The 20194-nt window shown below is 64.8% G+C and carries 17 protein-coding genes; 12 read left to right on the forward strand and 5 right to left on the reverse strand.

The features are described from left to right. Positions 1–4 precede the first annotated feature (4 nt). The 8 genes from AU381_RS22240 (at position 5) to AU381_RS22275 (ending at position 9863) form a co-directional block, all read left to right on the forward strand. Positions 5–991 carry an ABC transporter permease gene (locus AU381_RS22240; RefSeq protein WP_064243884.1) on the forward strand — a complete coding sequence of 329 codons (987 nt, stop codon included), beginning with the start codon at positions 5–7 and terminating at the stop codon, positions 989–991. Positions 992–1002: 11 nt separating this feature from the next. Beyond that, positions 1003–2124, forward strand: coding sequence for an ABC transporter permease (locus tag AU381_RS22245; RefSeq protein ID WP_064243885.1), 1122 nt, complete (start codon positions 1003–1005; stop codon positions 2122–2124). A gap of 8 nt (positions 2125–2132) precedes the next feature. After that, a complete protein-coding gene (locus AU381_RS22250; protein ID WP_064244195.1) occupies positions 2133–3854 on the forward strand; it encodes an ABC transporter ATP-binding protein in 1722 nt (573 codons plus the stop codon). Further along, complete coding sequence (locus AU381_RS22255; RefSeq protein ID WP_064243886.1) at positions 3851–5068, forward strand: mandelate racemase/muconate lactonizing enzyme family protein; 1218 nt, start codon at positions 3851–3853, stop codon at positions 5066–5068. The genes AU381_RS22250 and AU381_RS22255 overlap by 4 nt, the downstream gene beginning before the upstream one ends. A 9-nt stretch (positions 5069–5077) precedes the next feature. Continuing rightward, entirely contained in the window at positions 5078–6265 is a 1188-nt protein-coding gene (locus AU381_RS22260; protein WP_064243887.1) for a galactarate dehydratase, read from the forward strand. Between the two features lie 61 nt (positions 6266–6326). Then, entirely contained in the window at positions 6327–7163 is an 837-nt protein-coding gene (locus tag AU381_RS22265) for an aldose epimerase family protein (protein WP_244520108.1), read from the forward strand. 209 nt (positions 7164–7372) lie between these two features. Continuing rightward, complete coding sequence (locus tag AU381_RS22270; RefSeq protein WP_064243889.1) at positions 7373–8446, forward strand: polysaccharide pyruvyl transferase family protein; 1074 nt, start codon at positions 7373–7375, stop codon at positions 8444–8446. Further along, complete coding sequence (locus tag AU381_RS22275; protein ID WP_064243890.1) at positions 8433–9863, forward strand: Coenzyme F420 hydrogenase/dehydrogenase, beta subunit C-terminal domain; 1431 nt, start codon at positions 8433–8435, stop codon at positions 9861–9863. Before AU381_RS22270 ends, AU381_RS22275 begins: the two co-directional genes overlap by 14 nt. Here AU381_RS22275 and AU381_RS22280 read toward each other — a convergent pair. From AU381_RS22280 to AU381_RS22290, 3 genes are all read right to left on the reverse strand, one after another. Next, positions 9797–10774, reverse strand: a complete 978-nt coding sequence (locus AU381_RS22280) for a glycoside hydrolase 5 family protein (protein ID WP_064243891.1) — start codon at positions 10772–10774, stop codon at positions 9797–9799. The two genes, AU381_RS22275 and AU381_RS22280, sit on opposite strands and share 67 nt — an antisense overlap. Positions 10775–10841: 67 nt before the next feature. Further along, entirely contained in the window at positions 10842–11441 is a 600-nt protein-coding gene (locus tag AU381_RS22285; protein ID WP_064243892.1) for a histidine phosphatase family protein, read from the reverse strand. Beyond that, the gene (locus tag AU381_RS22290) at positions 11438–12541 is read right to left on the reverse strand and encodes an inositol-3-phosphate synthase (protein WP_064243893.1); all 1104 of its coding nucleotides are present in this window, start codon (positions 12539–12541) and stop codon (positions 11438–11440) included. The genes AU381_RS22285 and AU381_RS22290 overlap by 4 nt, the downstream gene beginning before the upstream one ends. Before the next feature lie 142 nt (positions 12542–12683). On the opposite strand from AU381_RS22290, the gene AU381_RS22295 reads away from it, so the two are divergent. Next, a complete protein-coding gene (locus tag AU381_RS22295; protein ID WP_064244196.1) occupies positions 12684–14453 on the forward strand; it encodes a hypothetical protein in 1770 nt (589 codons plus the stop codon). Between the two features lie 11 nt (positions 14454–14464). Here the strand turns inward: AU381_RS22295 and AU381_RS22300 are convergent, their stop codons facing one another. Continuing rightward, entirely contained in the window at positions 14465–15490 is a 1026-nt protein-coding gene (locus AU381_RS22300; protein ID WP_064243894.1) for a Gfo/Idh/MocA family protein, read from the reverse strand. After that, positions 15483–16475 (reverse strand): MDR/zinc-dependent alcohol dehydrogenase-like family protein, encoded by a 993-nt coding sequence (locus tag AU381_RS22305; RefSeq protein ID WP_064244197.1) that lies wholly within the window; start codon positions 16473–16475, stop codon positions 15483–15485. Before AU381_RS22305 ends, AU381_RS22300 begins: the two co-directional genes overlap by 8 nt. 348 nt (positions 16476–16823) lie before the next feature. Between AU381_RS22305 and AU381_RS22310 the strand changes: the two genes are divergently transcribed. From AU381_RS22310 to AU381_RS22320, 3 genes are read left to right on the forward strand one after another with little or no spacing between them, the layout of a single operon-like run. Then, complete coding sequence (locus AU381_RS22310) at positions 16824–17930, forward strand: NAD-dependent epimerase/dehydratase family protein (protein WP_064243895.1); 1107 nt, start codon at positions 16824–16826, stop codon at positions 17928–17930. Then, complete coding sequence (locus AU381_RS22315; protein WP_064243896.1) at positions 17927–19054, forward strand: NAD-dependent epimerase/dehydratase family protein; 1128 nt, start codon at positions 17927–17929, stop codon at positions 19052–19054. Before AU381_RS22310 ends, AU381_RS22315 begins: the two co-directional genes overlap by 4 nt. Next, on the forward strand, positions 19051–20193 hold the full coding sequence (locus AU381_RS22320) for a glycosyltransferase family 4 protein (protein WP_064243897.1): 1143 nt from the start codon (positions 19051–19053) through the stop codon (positions 20191–20193). The genes AU381_RS22315 and AU381_RS22320 overlap by 4 nt, the downstream gene beginning before the upstream one ends. Position 20194 lies beyond the last annotated feature (1 nt).

Raw genomic sequence — 20194 nt, forward strand, 5'->3', positions numbered from 1 at the left:
TTCCATGCTGAAGTTCATCGTCAAACGCCTGCTCTGGATGATCCCATCGCTGTTCGCCGTCAGCTTTCTTTCTTTCGTTCTCATCCAGCTGCCTCCGGGCGACTACGTCACCACCTATATCGCCACGCTCGCCGCCTCCAACGAGATCGTCGACCAGAACACGGCCGCCCAGCTGCGCGAGCGGTTCGGCCTCGATGACCCGATGCTGGTGCAATATTTCAAGTGGATCTGGGGCATTCTCACCCGTGGCGACTTCGGCATCTCCTTCGAATGGCAGCAGCCGGTTTCCGGACTGATCTGGGAGCGCATGGCACTGACATTGCTGCTGGCCGTGGCCAGTCTGCTTGCCACCTGGGCGATTGCGCTGCCGATCGGTGTTTTCTCGGCAGTCCGCAAATACTCGATCGGCGATTATTTCTTCACTGCCTTCACCTTTTTCGGCCTGTCCGTGCCCTCGTTCCTGCTTGCCCTGGTGCTGATGTATGTCGCTGCCGTGGAGTTCGGCCAGGATGTCGGCGGGCTGTTCTCCTCGGAGTTCGAAACGGCGCCGTGGAGCATCGCGAAGATGCTCGACCTCCTCACCCATCTGTGGCTGCCGGTCGCCATCCTGGCGGTCTCCTCGACCGCAAGCCTCATCCGGGTGATGCGCGCCAACATGCTCGACGAACTGCCGAAGCCCTATGTCACGACGGCGCGGGCCAAGGGACTGTCGGAGTTTCGCCTGCTGACGAAATATCCGATGCGCATCGCGCTCAACCCGTTCATCTCGACGATCGCCTGGCTGCTGCCGAACCTGATATCGGGCTCGGTGGTGGTGGCGATCGTGCTCAACCTGCCGACCGCCGCGCCCTTGCTGCTGCAGTCGCTGATGGCGCAGGACATGTATCTCGCCGGCGCCTTCGTGCTCCTGATCTGCGCCCTGACGCTCATCGGATCGCTCATCAGCGACATCCTGCTGGCGCTGATCGATCCCCGCATTCGTCTCGAATAGAGGGCGCTTCCATGACCGATATCGCCGTCACCAATGTCCAGCCGGATCGCGCCGCCGTCGCCTCGCAGTGGCAGCTCATCTGGTGGGCCTTCCGCCGCCATCGCCTTGCCATGGTTGCCTTGGTCGTCACCGTCGCAATGTATGTGGTTGCACTCGTTCCAGGCTTCTTCGCGATCAACGACCCGACATTGCAGAATGCCCGCGCGACCTTTCACCCGCCGCAGGGGCTGCACCTGATCGATACCTCGGACGGTTTTTCGATAGGGCTCCATTACTACCCGCTGAAGCTCACGCGCGACCCGGACACACTGGCGGCGATCTACAAGGAGGATACCAGCCAGAAGATGCCGGTCGTCCTGTTCGGACGCGGCTACGAATATTCGGTCCTCGGCCTTTTCAGGACAAACATCCATCTCTTTGCCTCGGCGGATAAATCGCGGCCGCTCTTCCTCTTCGGCGCGGACCGGCTCGGCCGCGATGTCTACAGCCGTGTCGTCCAGGGCGCGCAGATATCGCTATCGATAGGTCTCGTCGGCGTGTTCATCTCGCTCCTGCTCGGGATCGTGCTCGGCGGCATCTCCGGCTATTACGGCGGGCGCATCGACTTCGTCATGCAGCGCGTCATCGACTTCGTGCTGTCGCTGCCGACGATTCCGATCTGGCTGGCGCTCGCGGCAGCCCTGCCGCAGGGGTGGCCGGCGACGCTGCAATACATGATGATCACCATCATCCTGTCCTTCACCGGCTGGGCGCAGCTCGCCCGCGTGGTGCGCGGCCGCTTCCTGTCGCTGCGCACCGAGGAGTTCGTCGCCGCGGCGCGTCTCGACGGCGTCTCGGAGGGCCGCATCATCTTCCGGCACATGCTGCCGAGCTTCTCCAGCCATATCATCGCCTCGGTGACGCTCGCCGTCCCCGCAATGATCCTCGCCGAAACCTCGCTCTCCTTCCTGGGGCTCGGGCTGCAACCGCCGACGATCTCCTGGGGCGTGTTGCTGCGCGAAGCGCAGAACATCCGCTCCATTGCGACCGCTCCCTGGCTGTTCATGCCGGGCGCGGCCGTCGTCATCGCGGTGATGGCGCTGAACCTGCTTGGCGACGGCCTGCGCGATGCCGCCGATCCCTACAACAAATGAGGCCGACGATGACCGATGTGCTTCCCATCGCCGGCCGCAAGCCTCTGCTCGAAGTGCGCAATCTCACAACCGAATTCCCGTTGCGCACGGGCGTGTTCCGCGCCGTCAAGGACCTCTCCTTCTCCATCGAAGCGGGCAAGACGCTCTGCGTGGTCGGCGAGAGCGGCTCCGGCAAGTCGGTGACCGCCCGCTCGATCCTGCAGATCGTCGATGCCCCCGGCCGTATCGCCGCGGGCTCGATCCTGCTCAACGAGCCCGGCGGCTCGTCCATTGATCTCGCGAAACTCGACCCCCGGGGGCGGGCGATCCGCGCCGTGCGCGGCCGCGATATCGCGATGATCTTCCAGGAGCCGATGTCCTCGCTCTCGCCCGTCCACACTGTCGGCGACCAGATCACCGAGGCGCTCAGGCTGCACATGAGCATGACCAAGGCGCAAGCCCGCGCCGAGGCGATCAGCCTGTTGAGGCAAGTGGAAATCCCCGACCCCGAGAAGGCGATCGACCGCTACGCCTTTCAATATTCCGGCGGCATGCGCCAGCGCGCCATGATCGCCATGGCGCTCGCCTGCAAGCCGAAGCTGCTGATCGCCGACGAGCCGACGACGGCGCTCGACGTGACCACACAGGCGGAAATCCTCGATCTCATTGCGCGGCTCCAGAAGGCCACCGGCATGGCGGTGCTCTTCATCACCCACGACATGGGCGTGGTGGCGCAGATCGCCGACGACGTGCTCGTCATGCATCACGGCGTCGCCAAGGAATACGGGACCGCCGAGGAGATCTTCCACGCCCCGAAGGACCCCTATACGCGGATGCTGATCGGCTCGGTGCTGAAGCTCGAGCAGAAGGCGGAGATACGGCTGGCTCGGCCGCCGCTCGACGCGAAAGCGGCGCCCATTCTTGAGATTCGCGATCTCTCGATGCAGTTCGGCGAGCTCAAGGCTCTCGACCAGGTATCGATCTCGCTGCTTCCCGGCGAGACGCTCGGCATCGTCGGCGAAAGCGGCTCGGGCAAGACGACCATGGGCCGCTCCGTCATGCGGCTCTACGACCCGACGGCGGGCGAGATGCTTTACCGCAGGTCCGACGGGACGGTGGTGGACCTTGCCAGGATCAGCGGCCGGGACCTCAAATCCGCCCGGCGCGAGCTGCGCATGGTCTTCCAGGACCCGTTCGGCTCGCTCAACCCGCGCATGACCGTGGCGCAGGTGATCGGCGAGCCGCTGCTCGTCAACGGCATCGCCAAGGGCAAGGAACTGGAGGAGCGGGTCTGCCACCTGATGGAGCAGGTTGGCCTCGATCCGGCGGGGCGGGAACGCTACCCGCACGCATTCTCGGGCGGCCAGCGCCAGCGCATCGGCATTGCCCGGGCGATCACGCTCAACCCGCGCATCATCGTCGCCGACGAGGCGACCTCGGCCTTGGACGTTTCCGTGCGCTTCCAGGTGCTCGACCTTCTGATGCGGCTGCAGGACGAGCTTGGCCTCGCCTACATCTTCATCAGCCACGACATCGGCGTGATCCGCTACATGTGCGATCGTGTCGGCGTCATGTATCGGGGCCGGCTGGTCGAGGTCGGCGATGCCGAGAAGGTCTGCAATCAACCGGACCATCCCTATACGCAGGCTCTCCTTTCCGCGATCCCGCGCCCCGATCCGCGTGACCGCGATCGCTCGAGGCGATTCCGTTACATCGAACCCACCCTCAAGAATGAAAGTGTCGTCAGATGAAGATCACAGGCATCCGTACCTTCCTGATGCATGCGGGCCAGCCGGACCCGTCGAAATGGGCCTCGGACGGGCATGCCAGCCATGTGACGCAGCACAAGCTGGAGGGCACGCGCAACTGGCTGTTCCTGAAGATCGAGACGGACGAGGGGATCACCGGTATCGGCGAATGCTCCGGCTGGCCGCGGGTGATCGAGACGGCGATCAAGGATATCGCGCCGCTGCTGATCGGCGAGGACCCGGCGCATATCGAAAAGCTCTGGCAGAAGATGCAGATCGCCATGATGGGCCATGGCATGCTCGGCACCGTGGGGGCAGGGGCCATGACCGGCATCGACATGGCGCTCTGGGACATCAAGGGCAAGGCGCTCGGCGTGCCGGTCTGGATGCTGCTCGGCGGCAAGCTGCGCGACCGCATTCCGATCTATTCGCATGCCAACACCGCCGAGCGGGCGCTTGCCGTCAAGGAGCGCGGCATCAAGACGATCAAATGCGGCGGCGTCTCCGATCCGGTCCGCAAGGTGGCGATGCTGCGCGAGACGGTCGGCGACGAGATGGACATCGCGATCGACCTGCATGGCCCGCCGTGGATGACGCCTGCCGACGCCTGCCGGCTGGTCAGGGCGCTGGAGCCCTACGAGCTGCTCTGGGTCGAGGATCCGATCGCCCCGGACAATATCGAAGGCTACCGCCGCATCCGCGACGCCGCCCATATCCCGCTTGCCTCCGGCGAGCGGACCGCGACGATCTTCGGCGAGCGGCAACTGATCGAGGAAGAGCTGGTCGACGTCATCCAGCCCGATACGGGCCGGGCCGGCGGCATCACCCAGATGAAGAAGATCGCGGCGATGGCCGAAGCGCATCACATCCAGATGGCGCCGCATTCCGGCTCGCTCGGGCCGGTTGCCGAATATGCGGCGCTGCATGTGCTGGCGTCGATCCCGAATGCGCTGATCCTCGAGCGCATCGACGACGACTGGGAAGGACGCCGCCACACCATCGTGCCGCACCCGGTGCAGGAAGGCGGCTCGATTGCCGTCCCGGACGCGCCGGGCCTCGGCTGCGACATCGACGAGGAATTCGTGGTGCGCTTCCCGAGCGAAGGCAATGTCTCCGTGCCGGTGCAGGAAAGCGCCAAGTCCTACAATCCGGGCACCTATGGGGAGCGCCTTTATGTGCAGACCCGCCTGTCGCGCCGCAGCTATTTCAATCCTTGAGGACGTGGCATGAAGATCGATCGCATGCGGGTCTTCGTCACCCGCGACAAGGACAGGCCGCGTGTCATCGTGGCGCTCGACACCGACGACGGCCTGACCGGCTGGGGCGAGTGCTACAATCATGGGCCCGACAAGGCGCTGCCGCCGCTCCTCGACTACCTCTATGGCTTCCTTTCCGGCCAGGATCCGACGCGCGTCGAATACCTGTACAACCTTTTGATCCAGCAGAGCCGCTTCCCGCCCGGCGCCCTCGGCCTTTCAGCCATCTCGGCGCTCGACCATTGCCTGTGGGACCTGGCGGCCAAGGCGGCGGGCGTTCCGGTCTACAAGCTTCTCGGCGGCGAAGTGCGCGACCGCGTGAAAGTCTATGCCGGCGTCTATACGGCACCGGACGCCCCGGCGGCCAAGGAGGAATTCGACCGGCTGAACGAGGTATGGGGCTTCAAGGCCTTCAAGCTCAGCCCCTGGCGGATCGACATCCATGCCAATCGCTGGGGCGAGGTCGTCAGGAGCTCGGCGGAGTATTTCCGCTCTCTCAGGGAAGCCGTTCGTCCGGATTACGAGATCGCCTTCGACGCGCATGCCAAGATCTTCGAGCCCGCTGCCGCTCGCCAGCTCGGCAACGCCCTGGCGCCCTATGATCCGCTGTTCTACGAGGAACCGCTTCGTCCCGAGAACATCGAGATGTGGGGCGATCTGAAGCAGGGGCTCGATTGCATCCTGGCGACCGGCGAATCGCTCTATCATCGCAACGAGTTCCTGCGGCTGTTGCAGGTGAAGGGCGCGGACCTCATCCAGCCCGACATCTGCGTCGTCGGCGGCATCTCGGAAATGCGCCGCATCGCCACGCTTGCCGAGGCCTTCTTCGTCGGCGTCGCCCCGCACAATCCGATGGGACCGCTGGCAACGGCCGTCAATGTCCACTTCGCCGCGGCGCAGCAGAACTTCCGGATCCTCGAATACCGGCTGCCGAAGGGCCAGTGCTATGTCTATGGCGGCACCGACCTGGAACAGCGCGAGGACGAGACGCGCTACGTCGTCGATCCCTATCTGCCAAAGGACGGCTACCTGGAGCTTCGGCCGGACCGTCCCGGCTGGGGCGTCGAGATGGATGAAAAGGCGATGCGTGAGGACGGTTACGTCCACTGGCAGCGGCGCGTGCCGAAAAGACCCGACGGTTCCTATGCCTTCGCGTGAAACGCTGGAAATGGAGTGCGGGCCGCTTTGGGCCCGCTTCGCTCCGCAGAATGGCGGGCGCATGACCCGTCTTCGTCACGAGACGACCGGCGACATTCTCGTTCCAACGCCGGAGGCGAGCTTCGATCCGCTCTACTGGCCGAAAGCCGGCGCTTACCCACTATTCCCCTATCACAACCGATTGATCGGGGCTGCCTTTGTCCACGACGGTCGGCGGCGTGCGGTAAGGCCGCATCCGGCGCTCGGCACGGACGCCGTCCATGGCCCTGCGCACCGGCGGCCGTGGGAGGTGGTCGGCCACGGGAGCGATCGGCTGGTTCTGGGCCTGGACTACCGGGCGGATGAGGATTGGCCGTTCGACTTCCGTGCCCTGCAATCTTTCCATTTGCAGCCGCACGGGCTCGAGGTCGTGCTCAGCCTGAGCAATACCGGTCGGGAACCGATGCCCGGCGGCTTCGGCTGGCACCCGTATTTCGCCGCTGCCCTTGGGAAACGGGTCTCTTGTGATGCGGCAAAACGCTGGCCGCTCGATGCCGTCGGCATCCCGAGCGGCGTGCCGCCCGAGGCGCGTGATGGTGAGAAGCCGCTTCCGGGCGAAACCTTCACCGAGCATCTTTCGGAATGGAGCCAGGCGGCCGCCGTGCTGAATGGCGGTGCGAGGATCACGCTCGTCGCGGATCGTGCGCTGCCGCATCTCGTCGCCCACCGGATGCCGGATTACATCTGCCTCGAGCCCGTGTCCCATGTCGCCGGGGTCTTTGGATTTCCGCCGCAATCGCGCGCCGGGGCCGGACTCGCCCTTCTGGAACCCGGCGAAGAGCGATCGGCTCGCATCTCTCTTTGCGTCATGGCGGACACGAATGACGATCAGCCCGGACCCGCCGGATCATCTTCGTGAGCGACGGACCGTGATTGTTTTGAGACCCGCGGCCTTGCTCCGCCGCCGAGGTCCGCGGCGGCTGCCGAAAGCTCTGGATCGGGCTGGAAGAGTCGCACGGTCGTGGCCGCTCATCCCGGCAGTTTGCGACGAAGGTCATGCGCATCCACCTGAAGCCTTCGCGGGAACCTACCTTTCTGCGCCCGGTTAGATGCGCAGAGGATCGACCATTGGCGAAACTGGGTGTCCTGACATTCCACCGCTGCATCAATTACGGCTCGTTCTGGCAGACACGGTGCTTGATCGACGGGCTGCGTTGTCGCGGCACGGATCCGATCGTCCTCAACCACAGTTCGGATCGTGTCAGCCGGGCCGAATGGCGCTGCGCCTTGCAGCCCCTGCTGCCGGTCAGGACCTCGTGCGCGGACTCTCGGCTCTACGCCACGAAGATCAGAAAGTTCTTCAAGGCCATCGAAGCGCTTCCACTCAGCACAGCCTTTGCGCTGCATGATCCGACGGGCAGCGAGAACTGCGATCTGGTCATCGTCGGCAGCGACGAGGTCTGGAACCTGCGTCATCCCTGGTATGGCGGATGCCGGCTGTTCTACGGCGACAGCCTCGCCGCGCGGCGGGTCGTCTCCTATGCCGCGACATTCGGGAACCATCCCGCTGCAAACGGGCTCGACGGCTTTTGGGCGGAGGGACTGCGGAAATTCGAGAGCATTTCCGTGCGGGACGAGAACTCGAAGACAATTGTCGAGAATGCGCTTGGACGCGAGGCGACGCTTGTCCTCGACCCCTGCCTCCAGTTTCCCGAGGCAATCGCGCCTTACCAGCAGGTTTCGAGAAAGGTGCTCCCGCGCCGCTACGCCGCCGTTTATGGCCACTCGTTTCCGAACTGGTTCAAGGACTCGGTTCGCCGCTGGGCGCAATCACGGGCGGTCAGGCTTGTCAGTATCGGTTATCGAAACGATTGGGCCGATGAACAGTGGATCGATGCCGGGCCATACGATTTCGCCGGCTTCATTGCCGGAGCCGCGGCGGTGGTGACGAATTTCTTCCACGGCTGCGTTTTCTCCTTGCTCAACTCCAAGCCTTTTGCGTGCGTCTTGTCGGATTACCGCTGGAACAAGATTTATGACCTGACTGAACTCTTGGGCGCAGAACGCCATGTCATCTCGAAGGAGGCGGGCGAGCAGGACTATGAGGCCGTTCTGGACGACGCACCGGACGCGGCCATCGGAACCCGGCTGGCGCAGCATCGCCTCCGCTCACAGGCCTATTTGGATCATGTCCTTGACTGATCTGCCGAAAGTCCCGCCTGACGATCCCAGGCTCACGCCGAGACAGATCGGGAAGTCCGGCTTGTGCATCGGCTGCGGAGCCTGCGTAGCGCGGTCAGGCGGCAGCAATGCAACCATGCGGCTCGACCGCTATGGCCAGTTCAAGCCGAGCATCCCCGGCCGGTCGACGGACAAAGGCTTGCCAAACTTCGCTGAGCTCTGCCCCTTCTCCCCGCACGCCCGGAACGAGGACGAAATCGCCCGCGAGCGGTTCCCGTCAGCCAGGTACCGTGATCCGATGATCGGGCACTTCGAGACGGCTTATGTCGGCCATGTCCGCGAGGCGAGCTTTCGGGCGGACGGCAGCTCCGGCGGCATGGCGAGCTGGACGGCCGTCGAGCTCCTGGCAAGGAACATGGTCGACGGGGTCGCTCATGTGGTACCCCGCTCTGACGGCGAGGACGATCGCCAACCTCTCTTCCGCTACAGGATTTCGCGAACGGTGGAAGACGTGCGCAGTGGCGCCAAATCGCGTTACTATCCGGTCGAGATGTCCGCGATCATCGACGAAATCAGGCGCCGCCCCGGGCGTTACGCGGTGGTCGGCATTCCCTGTTTCGTCAAAGCCGTACATCTCCTTCGCCGGCAGGAACCGGTCCTGCGCGAACGCATTGCCTTCACCCTCGGTCTCTTTTGCGGGCACATGAAAAGCGCTCGCTTCGTCGAGAGCTTCGCCTGGCAGTTGGAGGCAGGAATGGGAGAGGTTGCGGGTGTCGATTATCGGCTAAAGGATGCCGGCCGGCCGGCAAACTGGTACACCGCCCAGCTGCGGCTCAAGGACGGGAGTTCGAGGAGCAAGGACTGGTGGCATCTCGTCGACGGCGACTGGGGTGCCGGTTACTTTCAGAACTCGGCCTGCAACTTCTGCGATGACGTGGTCGCCGAGACGGCCGACATTTCCTTCGGCGACGCCTGGGTCGAGCCCTACTCATCCGATGGCCGGGGCACGAATGTCGTCGTCGTTCGCTCTCCTCTGCTGCAACGGCTCGTCGTTGATGCCGCAGACGAAGGACGGCTGGACCTCAGCGAGATCGACGGCGATTTCGTAGTGCGAACCCAAGCGGCCGGATTCAGGCAACGACGCGAGGGGCTCGCCTTCCGCCTCTCTTGGCTGCGTTCCGGCATAGGGCCGAACAAGCGCGTCGCTCCGAAACGGAGCGGCCTGCCGGCGCGCCGCATGCTGGTCTACTGGCTGCGCAGTTCGATCAGCGCTTGGAGCCATCGCGTTTTCTGGCTTGCCAGAGCGCTGCACATGCCACGCCTCTATACAAGCTGGGCTTCGACGATGCTCGCCCTTTACCAGGGCCTCACCTATTCGCGGGGCTGGGTTGGAAAACTCATCGATCGCATCGCCGGGCGGACTGACACCGGAGACTGATGTCGGGCGCCGACCGACGGCGCGCGAGGTGCATAGCGCTCGGTCATCTCGGCACAGAACGCGGCAAACTCTTCCGGCACGGTCGGCGCGCTCGTATGGTGCGGGGCGAGGCCCCTGTGTTCCGGGGTGAAGCAGAAGGTGACGGTGACGTCGAAATCCTCGAGCGCCTGCATCTGGCGGTCGAACCATGCCAGGGCGCCGGGCCGGAAGCGGTCGGCCCAGGAGAGGCCGGTGCGCAGATAGGTGACCCCGAGGCGCTTCATCCATCGGACGGCATCGTCAAGCCGCGGGTCCTCGAAATGGAACCATTGCACGAGCCCGATTTCCGGCGTGTGCCGGGCAAATTCCTCGAGCGCCAGCTTCGGCGCGCCGTCCTCCCGCAGAAGGCCCATGTAGAAATGCCGGTAATAGGAGGAGCCCTCCGCCTCCCTGTGCCGGGTGGTCGCCGGCCAGGCGCGCGGCAGGTCGTAGAGGCTGTACCATTGTATCCGATCGACCCTGCCCTTGAGCAGTTCGGCGGTTCTTTTCAGCCCCCAAAGCTGAACCTCCTCGGCCCCGAAAGTCGACACGCCGACCTCGCTTATCCAGATCGGCAGATCGGTCACGCTGCGCAGCTCCTCGATCTTCTGCGGCCATTCGTGGATCTGCCAGAGGTTCCAGTCGAGCGGGAATCCGTGGGCGGCCACGGCGTCGACGTGATCGAGCACGCCGTAAGTCTTCATAAGGTCAAGGAAGCCGGGGTCGATCGGCGAAATGCCGCCGAGCACCCTTGTAAGACGGGGGTTCACATCCTGGATCGCATCTGCGGCGAGTTTCGCCATATTGGCAAAGCAACTCCAATCCGGATCGATTTCCGGATCCCAATGCGACTTGTTGTTCGGCTCGTTCCAGATCATTGCGGCTTCGATCATCAGTACCTCCGAACCGCCGGGAACCGGCGAGTTTCTACGAACCGCGCCATCGTGATGCCCGGCGCGCTCACGACGGGTCTTCGTTCAATGTCAGTATCTTCGCCCCCCAGTCGCCCATCACGACGACGGAGATGGAGGCGGGAGCAATCTCGAAGCGGGGCCAGGCGTCCGCCGAAAGGCCGAGCACATGGCAGACCAGGGACTTGATGACGTCGGCATGACTGACAAGGACGATCTTTCGGTCACCCTTCCGCCGGCCGAGCGTCTCGACGAGCGCCAGGACGCGCGATTGAACCTCCAGCATCGTTTCGCCGCCGGGGGCGCGAACCTGGCTTCTCGTGCAATTCCACTGCCGCCAAAGCGGGTCGGTGTTCAGGACTTCGAAGCTCTTGCCGGACCAGGTGCCGAAGTCGACCTCGTCGAGCGCTTCGGCCGTTTCGACCTCCGAGATTTCGGATGCATTGGCGATCGCCGCGGCCGTCTCCCGGGTGCGCTTGCGCGGGCTGGCATAGATCGCGCCGATGTCCTCGCGGGCGAGACGCGCCGCCAGACGCTTGGCCTGTTCCAGGCCGGCCGGCCCGAGCGGAACGTCTCCCGTTCGCCCCGCCAGAAAATTGCCGATCTTGTCATGGGCGGCGTGCCGCACCAGAAGGAAAGTGGTCGTCACTCGGCCGCTCCCCGGAGTGCGTCGGTATCGCCCGCGATGAATTCTTCGAGCCGGGTGCGCGCCTCGGCATCGGTGAATTGCCGGGGCGGTGATTTCATGAAGTAGCTCGATGGGGCGATCAGCGGACCGCCGAGGCCGCGGTCCATGCCGAGCTTGGCACATCGCACCGCGTCGATGACCACACCGGCGGAATTCGGCGAATCCCAGACCTCCAGCTTCAGTTCGATATTGAGCGGAACGCTGCCGAAGGTGGTCCCCTCAACGCGAATGTAGGCGAACTTGCGGTCGGCGAGCCAGGGCACGTGGTCGCTCGGCCCGACATGGATGTCTCCGGGAGCAAGGGGCATGTCCATTTGGCTGACGACCGACTGCGTCTTCGAGATCTTCTTCGATTCCAGCCGCTCCCGTTCGAGCATGTTGAGGAAGTCGGTATTGCCGCCGAAGTTGAGCTGATAGGTCCGGTCGATCCGGACGCCGCGGTCGCGGAAGAGAGTGGCGAGCAGCCGATGGACGATGGTGGCGCCGACCTGGCTCTTGATGTCGTCGCCGATCAGCGGCAGGCCGCGCTCGGCGAATTTCCTCTGCCAGGACCGGTCCGAGGCGATGAAAACGGGGATGCAGTTGACGAAACCGCAGCCGGCGGCAAGCGCCTGCTCTGCATACCATCGCGTCGCCACTTCCGAACCGACCGGGAGATAGGAGACCAGCACATCCGTTTCGCTTTGCCGCAGCACATCGGCGACATCGACGGCGGGGGCCTCCGATTCTTCGATTTCCTCTCGCAGGTATCGGCCGATCCCGTCGAGCGTTCTGCCGCGCTCGACTGTGACCCCGGTCGATGCGACATCTGCGAAACGGAAGGTGTTGTTCGGAGGAGCATAGATCGCTTCGGCAACGTCGCGGCCGACCTTCGAAGCGGCAACGTCGAAGGCGGCGGACACTTCGATATCGCTTATATGGTAGCCGCCGAGACTGACATGCATCAGTCCCGGCACGGGTTCGTCTTCCCTGGCGTCGCGATAGAAAGTCAGCCCCTGGACGAGCGAGGAGGCGCAATTACCGATTCCGACCAGACCGATTCGAATGGATTTCGATCGCATCTCCGCACTCCCGCAATGCATCTACAATGCTCGCCAAACCCGCGCGCCGAGGAATGGTTCCCTTTCTCGGTTGCGCACGCATCCCGCGGATCGAAATGAGGTGCTGCGCGTTCAACGCGAATGAAGAGCGATGGGCGGAGCGATGCTGATCTACGGTGACCCGACGCGCAGCGTGCGGGCCGACATTCTGTGCGAGACGATTGCCGCGCGGTTGCGGGCGCTCGAAGTCCGGCCACCCGGCCTCGAACGGCACGCCGCGCTGGTCGGCATCTTCATCAAGGCGGGCGAGCTGGTGCAGGGGCTGTCGGATTTCGAGCTCGAGACCGTCGGGGCGGACGAGCTGTCGGCAAGGCGCGAAAAGTCTGGCGTTCTGCTCCTCGATCTGGCGCGGCTCGTCGCCGAATCCTGGTCTCGGGGGTTCTCCGGTCGCCTGGCTCCGCCAGATCGTGTTTGGCCGCTGCTCCAGGAGCTTCGGGCGCCATTGCCGCTGTCGATCAAGGAAGGGGAGGGCTATGCCTTCTACGCGCTCTATCCCGAAAGCTACATCGAAGCGGCAAGGCGCTCGGGGCTGGGTGCGAACACCGTGGTGATCGGCATTCGCTCGATCGGCGCCAGCCTTTCGGCGGCGGTTGCCGCTGCGATCGGGGCGGGCGCGCCGGTCACGGTGCGGCCGGTCGGCCATCCATTCCGGAGAAAAATCCACGTCGGCCCGCAGCTTTCGCAACGGCTTCTCAAGGACAGGACGGCCGATTTCGCGATCGTCGACGAGGGGCCGGGCCTTTCCGGCAGCTCCTTCGGAGGCGTGGCGGATTGGCTGGAGGCGAATGGCGTCAGCGAAAGCCGAATCCACTTCTTTCCCGGCCACAGTGGTGACCTGGGACCAGAAGCCAGCCAGGATCACCGCAAACGCTGGGCAGCGCGCCCCCGCCAGGTCGTCGAGCTGGATGAGCTTGTCGTTGCAGCGGGTCCATCGCCGCGCTCGCTCGCCGCCTGGGTGAGCGAGCTTGTCGGGCCCCTATCGCGGCCACTCCAGGAGATTTCCGGCGGAGGCTGGCGGAGCATGCTTCCGCGCAGTCACGAATCCTGGCCGCCCGCCGATCCCAGGTTCGAGCGGCGAAAATTCCTGGCGCACACGGCCGATGGTCCATGGCTCGTGAAATTCGCGGGTATCGGCGACGTCGGGCAGCGCAAGCTCGAAAAGGCACGCCTGTTGGCGGAGGCCGGGTTCACGCCACCCGTTGCCGGGCTGTGCCATGGTTTCCTGGTCCAGAAGTGGGTAGCGGCGACTCAACCTGGGCGAAGCGACGTTCACCGGGCGGATTTCAGGGAACATCTCGGACGGTACTTGGCATTTCGGGCTCGCCGTCTGCCGCCGCCGGCGACCCACGGCGCCTCAATGGCAACGCTGTGCGAAATGGCCATTACCAATACGGGAGAAGCGCTTGGCGAATCCGTTGCGGCCCAGCTGCGGCCACTGCTGTCCAAGGCTTTGCAGCACGATTTTCCGATCATGCCCGTCGATACCGACAACCGCCTTCACCGATGGGAGTGGCTGGCCGGCGAGCGCGGCTTCCTCAAGGCCGACGCACTCGATCACTGTGCCGCCCACGACCTTGTCGGTTCTCAGGATGTCGCCTGGGATGTCGCGGGCGCCGTCGTCGAGTTCGACCTCACGCCAGAGGAAGGGGCTGCTCTCCAAGGCATTGTATCCGACGGCAGCTCGCGTGCCGTCGACGCGGAACTGCAGGAGATCTTCGAGCTTTGCTACCTGGCCTTCCAGCTCGGGCTCTGGACCTCCGCCAAGACTGGCGCCGGCTCGGACGAGGTCCCGAGGCTGGACGCGGTCGCGGCACGCTATGCGAACCTCTTGCTCCGGCGCATCGAAGGGTACGCCGGATCAATGTGCCGGTGAGGCCGTCGCCGTTATCTTCCGTAAATCCTGTCGAGGACATCGGCGACGGTGACGAAGCGATCATTCTCCGGATCGAAGCGCTCGCCTGCGGCAAGGCGCTCCGCCCAGCGGGCCGCGGCGCGCCCGCCCCAGGCGTCCGGGGGAAGCGCGAGAACCTCCCGCTGCGTCCCGCGATACCGTTCGGCCGTAAAGTCGAGATAGGATCCGTCGACATTCCTGAAGCTGGCGCCGCCCTCGGTGCCGTAGAAGTCCGCGCTGATCACCGCGTCGCATCCCGCCTGCAGGTGCCATGAGCAGGCGACGCGGGCGACCACCCCGTTTGCCAGTTCGAGCGTCGCGGCGGCATAGTCCTCGACGACATCGCCGTCGCGGCGGATGGGAACACCCTTGTAAAACAGCCTGCTTTCAACCCGAGCCACCTTCGGGAATCCGAGCACCCAGAGGAGGAGGTCTACCAGGTGTACGCCGAGATCGATGACGCAGCCGCCGCCGGAAAGCGCCTTGTCGTAGAACCACGGCTTGCTCGGCCCATAGGCGTTGTGAAAGGTGAGATCGACCGCGAAAACTGTGCCCAGTTCTCCCGACGTGATCAGATCACGTATCCGCTGCATCCCGGCCGTGTAACGATAGGAGAGATCGACTCCCAGCAGCCTGTCGGCGTGCTGCGCCGCCTCGACGACCGCTACCGTCTCGTCCCGCGTGCGGCCGAGCGGCTTCTGGCAAAAGACCGCCAGGCCTTGTTCCAGGGCCACGATCGATTGCGCGGCGTGGAGTGCGCTTGGAGAGGCGATGACGATGCCGTCGAGTTCCTCGTCGAGCAGCGCTTCAAGCGAATTGACGACTGCGGCCTCGGGCGTCAGCTCGCGCGCCGCCGCCGCCATTTCCGGTGTGGGGTCGAATATCGCAGCCGTTTCGACGGCGCCGGTCTCGACGATCGCCCGCATGCGGTGCAGGCCGATCCGCCCCACTCCGAGGAAGCCGACGCGTGGGCGGCTGGCGGCGTTCAGGTTCGTTGCAAGCGGGGTCGCGTCACTCATCGTAGATCACCAGTGCCTTGATGAAGCCTTCGGGACGATCGCGCGTCATATCCAGTGCCGCGCCGAGCTCTTCGAGCCGGAACCTGTGCGTATAGAGCGGTGACGGCGACAGGCGCCCGGCGGCCGTCGCCTCGATCGCCTCACGGATGCCGCGCATGTAGATCGCCGGATCGCGCTCATGCGCGTTGATCACGTCGAGGCCGCGCCAGTTCCAGAGCTGCATGTTCACCTGGCGCGGGCCGTCCTGGTGATAACCCGCAATGACGAGCCGGCCGCGCTCCTTGGTCAGTTCGCCGGCAAGGTCGAGAGGCCACTGCTTGCCGACCGCCTCGATGACGCAATCGCAGAACGCGCCGGAGGTCAGTCGCTTCACCCTGTCGATGATCTGCCAATGATCATCCATGGCGATCGTTTCGTTCGCGCCGGCGCTTTTTGCCGCAGCGAGCGAGGAAGGCCTGCGCGATATGGCGATGACCCGTGCGCCGGCCGCGCTCGCAAGCTGCGTCAAAAGGATGCCGAGAAAGCCGATGCCGATGATCGCCACGGTTTCGCCGGGCCCGATGGCGCTGCGCCGGAAGATGTTGAAGGCGCAGCCGAGCGGCTCCCCGGGGAACGGCTCGTTCGCGAGTGCGGCGGGCAGGGGGGCGATGGCGGCCTGATCCGCAATGTCGTGCGTCGCATAGGCGTGATAGGTGAGCGCCGCAACGCGGTCGCCCGCCGCGAATCCATGCACATCTTCGCCCACAGCATCGATGATCCCCCAGCCCTCGTGGCCGAGCCCGCCGGGTTCGGTCGGGAACCGCATCCATTCCGGGCCTGCCCAGGGTACGAGGTTGGAGGCGCAGACGCCGCAGCCTTGCAGCTTGATCCGCACCTGTCCGGGACCCGGCTCGGGCAGCGGCAATGTATCGACGCGCAGTTCGCCCGGCCCGGTAACGATCGCCGCCGACATGGTGCCTGTCCTCGACTGTGCCCTGATATTCATGCCTGCCTCCCGCTGCTTGACATGGAACATGCCGGCGGCTCGGCGCGAAGCGGGGATATCGAGCGAAAGAGAATCCCCCGTCATGCCCTCGCCGCGGCGGCTGGAAAAATGACGCTCGGCCGCCTGGAGCCCATAACTTCATGTTCGGGGTTTTGTTCCTGCCGGGCGATTGTCATGGAACCTCATGCGGAGAGCGAGGTTTGTAGCTTGGGCGTGCGTGGGCGAGCAGCAGCTCAATCATCAGCTATGTAGATGTTCAAAGAAGAAGTCATAGATGAAGGAACCTTTGCTGCAGACGTTTGTTGGAGCTTTGTCTCTATCTCTGATTGGTCATAGTCGGGAGCGTTTATGACAAAGGTACTTGTCACCGGCGGCTGTGGATTCATTGGGCGGCACGTGGTCGAGGAACTTGTCTTAAGGAATTACGAGCTGCGCGTGCTGGACTCGTTCAACGAGCAGGTCCATGCGGACGCGCAGATCACGTTGCCGCGGAACGTCGACATGCGTCGGGGCGACATTCGCGATGCAAATGCGGTCAAGGATGCGCTGGCGGAGATCGACTGCGTCGTCCATCTCGCCGCAGAGGTGGGTGTCGGCCAGTCGATGTACGAGATCGCCCGCTATGTGGGCGTCAACGATCTCGGGACGGCCGTGCTGCTCGAGGCGATGATCGAGAGCCCAGTCCGCCGCATTGTCGTCGCATCGTCGATGAGCGTCTATGGCGAAGGTCTTTACGAGACGACGGCGGGCGAGCGCATGCCAAGTGCGAGACGCTCGCCTGCCCATGTCCAGGCCGGATCATGGGATCCGCTCGGTCCGAACGGAGAGAGCCTCAGGCCCGTTGCCACGGACGAGCACAAGCCGGTCGACCTCGCTTCCATCTACGCTCTGACGAAGTACGCCCAGGAGCGTCAGGTGTTGATCTTCGGCGAAGCCTACGGCAGGGAAGCGGTAGCGCTCCGTCTCTTCAACGTGTTCGGAGCAGGGCAGGCGCTTTCCAATCCCTATACCGGCGTGCTTGCGAATTTCGCGTCCCGGCTTGCCAATGGGCAAGCGCCGATGGTGTTCGAGGACGGCAGGCAGCGGCGCGATTTCGTTCACGTCGGCGACGTGGCGCGCGCCTTCCGGCAGGCGCTCGAGCAACCGCAGGCGGCGGGGCACGTCATCAATGTGGGCAGTGGTCACGCCTACGCCATCGCAGATGTCGCTTCGCTGCTGGCGGAAGCAATGGGTGTGCCTGAACTCGAGCCCGAGATCATGAACAAGGCCCGCTCCGGCGATATCCGCAATTGCTTCGCCGATATCTCCAAGGCCCGCGACCTGCTCGGATTCCATCCAGCACACAGGCTCGAACACTCGCTTGAGGACTTCGCGCACTGGGTGCTCAGCGTCGGCGCCATCGACCGCGGCGCCGAAATGAAGCGGCATCTGGAAACGCGGGGGCTCGTTCGATGAGCGCCAGGCCGATTGACAGGCATGAGGGCGTGCCGGCGCCCGCTCTTTCCGGGAAAACGGCGGCAATTCTCGTCGTGGGCGGCAGCGGGTTCCTCGGCTGCAATCTCGCCGACAGCTTCCTACGCGACGGTGAGAAGGTGATCGTCCTCGACAATCTGAGCCGCCCGGGCGTCGAGCGGAACCTGGAGTGGCTGGTCGAAAACCATGGCAGTGCCGTCCAGGCGGAAATTGCCGACATCCGCGACCTCTCCGCAATCGAGCCGGTCTTCAAGGAGGCAAAGGCGATCTTCCATTTCGCGGCGCAGACGGCGGTGACGACCAGCCTTCTGCAGCCGGTCGACGACTTCGAAACCAACGCGCGCGGTACGCTGAACGTCCTCGAAGCGGCCAGACGTGCCGGGCGCCGCGCGCCCGTGATCTTCGCCAGCACGAACAAGGTCTATGGCGCGCTGACGGGTCTGGAGATGGACGAGGCTGGCGATCGCTACCTCCCGGCCGATGCCGTAACGCGCAGATATGGCGTCGGAGAGGCGCAGCCGCTCGATTTCTGCACGCCCTATGGCTGCTCGAAAGGCGTCGCGGATCAGTACGTGCTCGACTATGCCAAGTCCTTCGGGCTTGCTACGGCCGTGCTCCGGATGAGCTGCGTCTATGGTCCGCGCCAGTTCGGCACGGAGGATCAGGGATGGGTCGCGCATTTCCTCATTCGCGCCCTCGCGGGTGAGCCGATCTCGATCTATGGCGACGGCAAGCAGGTCCGCGATATTCTCCATGTCAGCGACGCGGTGGCCGCCTACAGGGCGCTCCTGGCGTCGATCGACCGCCTTGCCGGACGCGCCTTCAATCTCGGAGGCGGCCCTGGCAATGCGGTGAGCGTCGCCGAGGTACTGCACGAAATCGAACGCGTGACGGCGCGCCGGGTGAGGAGGGTGAAGAGCGACTGGCGTGCCGGCGACCAGCTGTACTTCGTCGCCGACACGCGCGCGCTCATGGACGCGCTCGGCTGGAGAGCCCGCACCGGCTGGCGTGCCGGCTTGCGCGACCTGCATGCCTGGCTTCTGCAGGATTGGGCGGACGTCAACAAGGCTCCTTTTCAGCGCCGGCCGCGGAGGATCACCGCATGATCGCCCGCGCCATATCCGCCCCGCACCCCTCCGCCCATGACGGACGGCTGCCGCGGCGCATCCTGATGAGCGTCGATGCGGTCGGCGGCATCTGGCGCTATGCGATGGATCTTGCCGAAGTCCTCCGCAAGGCGGGCGTCGAAACGGTCTTCGCTGGCTTCGGTCCCGCGCCGTCCGAGGCGCAGCGTCGAGAAGCCGCCCGCATCGGCCGGCTCGAATGGCTCGTTGCCCCCCTCGATTGGATGGTCGACGACGAAAGCGAATTGACAGCCGTCGCGGATGGTCTTGGCGAACTGTCGCTCCGGCACTCGGTCGATCTCATGCATCTGAACCTGCCGTCACAGGCGGTCGGTCTTGACATGGAAAAGCCTGTCGTCGCGGTCTCCCACTCATGCGTCGTCACCTGGTTCGAGGCCGTGCGCGCCGGCGGCTTGCCGGAGCGGTGGTTCTGGCAGAAGCGGCGCAATCGGCTGGGTTTCGATCGTGCCGGCGTGGTTCTGGCGCCGAGCCGAAGCCACGCGGCCGCACTTGAGCGCTGCTATGGGCCGATCGACAATCTTGCCGTGGTCTACAACGCCAGCGCCGACCAGGCGGCGACGCCCCCCAAGGAGAATCTCGTCTTTGCCGCGGGGCGCTGGTGGGACGAGGGCAAGAACGGCGCGGTGCTGGACAGGGCTGCCGCGTTGATCCGCTGGCCGGTGATCATGGCGGGCGCGTGCAACGGGCCGAACGGCCAGCACCTCCACATTGCGCAGGCCGATCACAGGGGCGAGCTCAGCCACGAGCGGGCGATGGCGCTGACGTCGAGCGCCGCGATTGTCGTCTCGCCGTCGGTCTACGAACCGTTCGGCCTGGCTCCCCTCGAGGCGGCCGGCGTCGGGGCGGCGTTGGTGCTCGCCGATATCGGCACCTATCGGGAGCTCTGGGACGGCGTCGCCCGGTTCTTCGATCCGCACGATGCGGAGGCATTGGCGAGCGCGGTCAACGACTTGACGCAGGATGCGCGGCTTCGCGCAGAGCTTGGTCGGCAGGCCCGTTTGCGGGCGCGATCCTTCACCGTCGAAGCCCAGCGCGACGGGATGCTCGATGTCTACGGTCAGGCGATGCGCGGATCCACCCGATTGACGGCAGCGGAGTGAG

The sequence above is a fragment of the Sinorhizobium glycinis genome (genome assembly GCF_001651865.1).
Classification (GTDB): Bacteria; Pseudomonadota; Alphaproteobacteria; order Rhizobiales; family Rhizobiaceae; genus Sinorhizobium; species Sinorhizobium glycinis.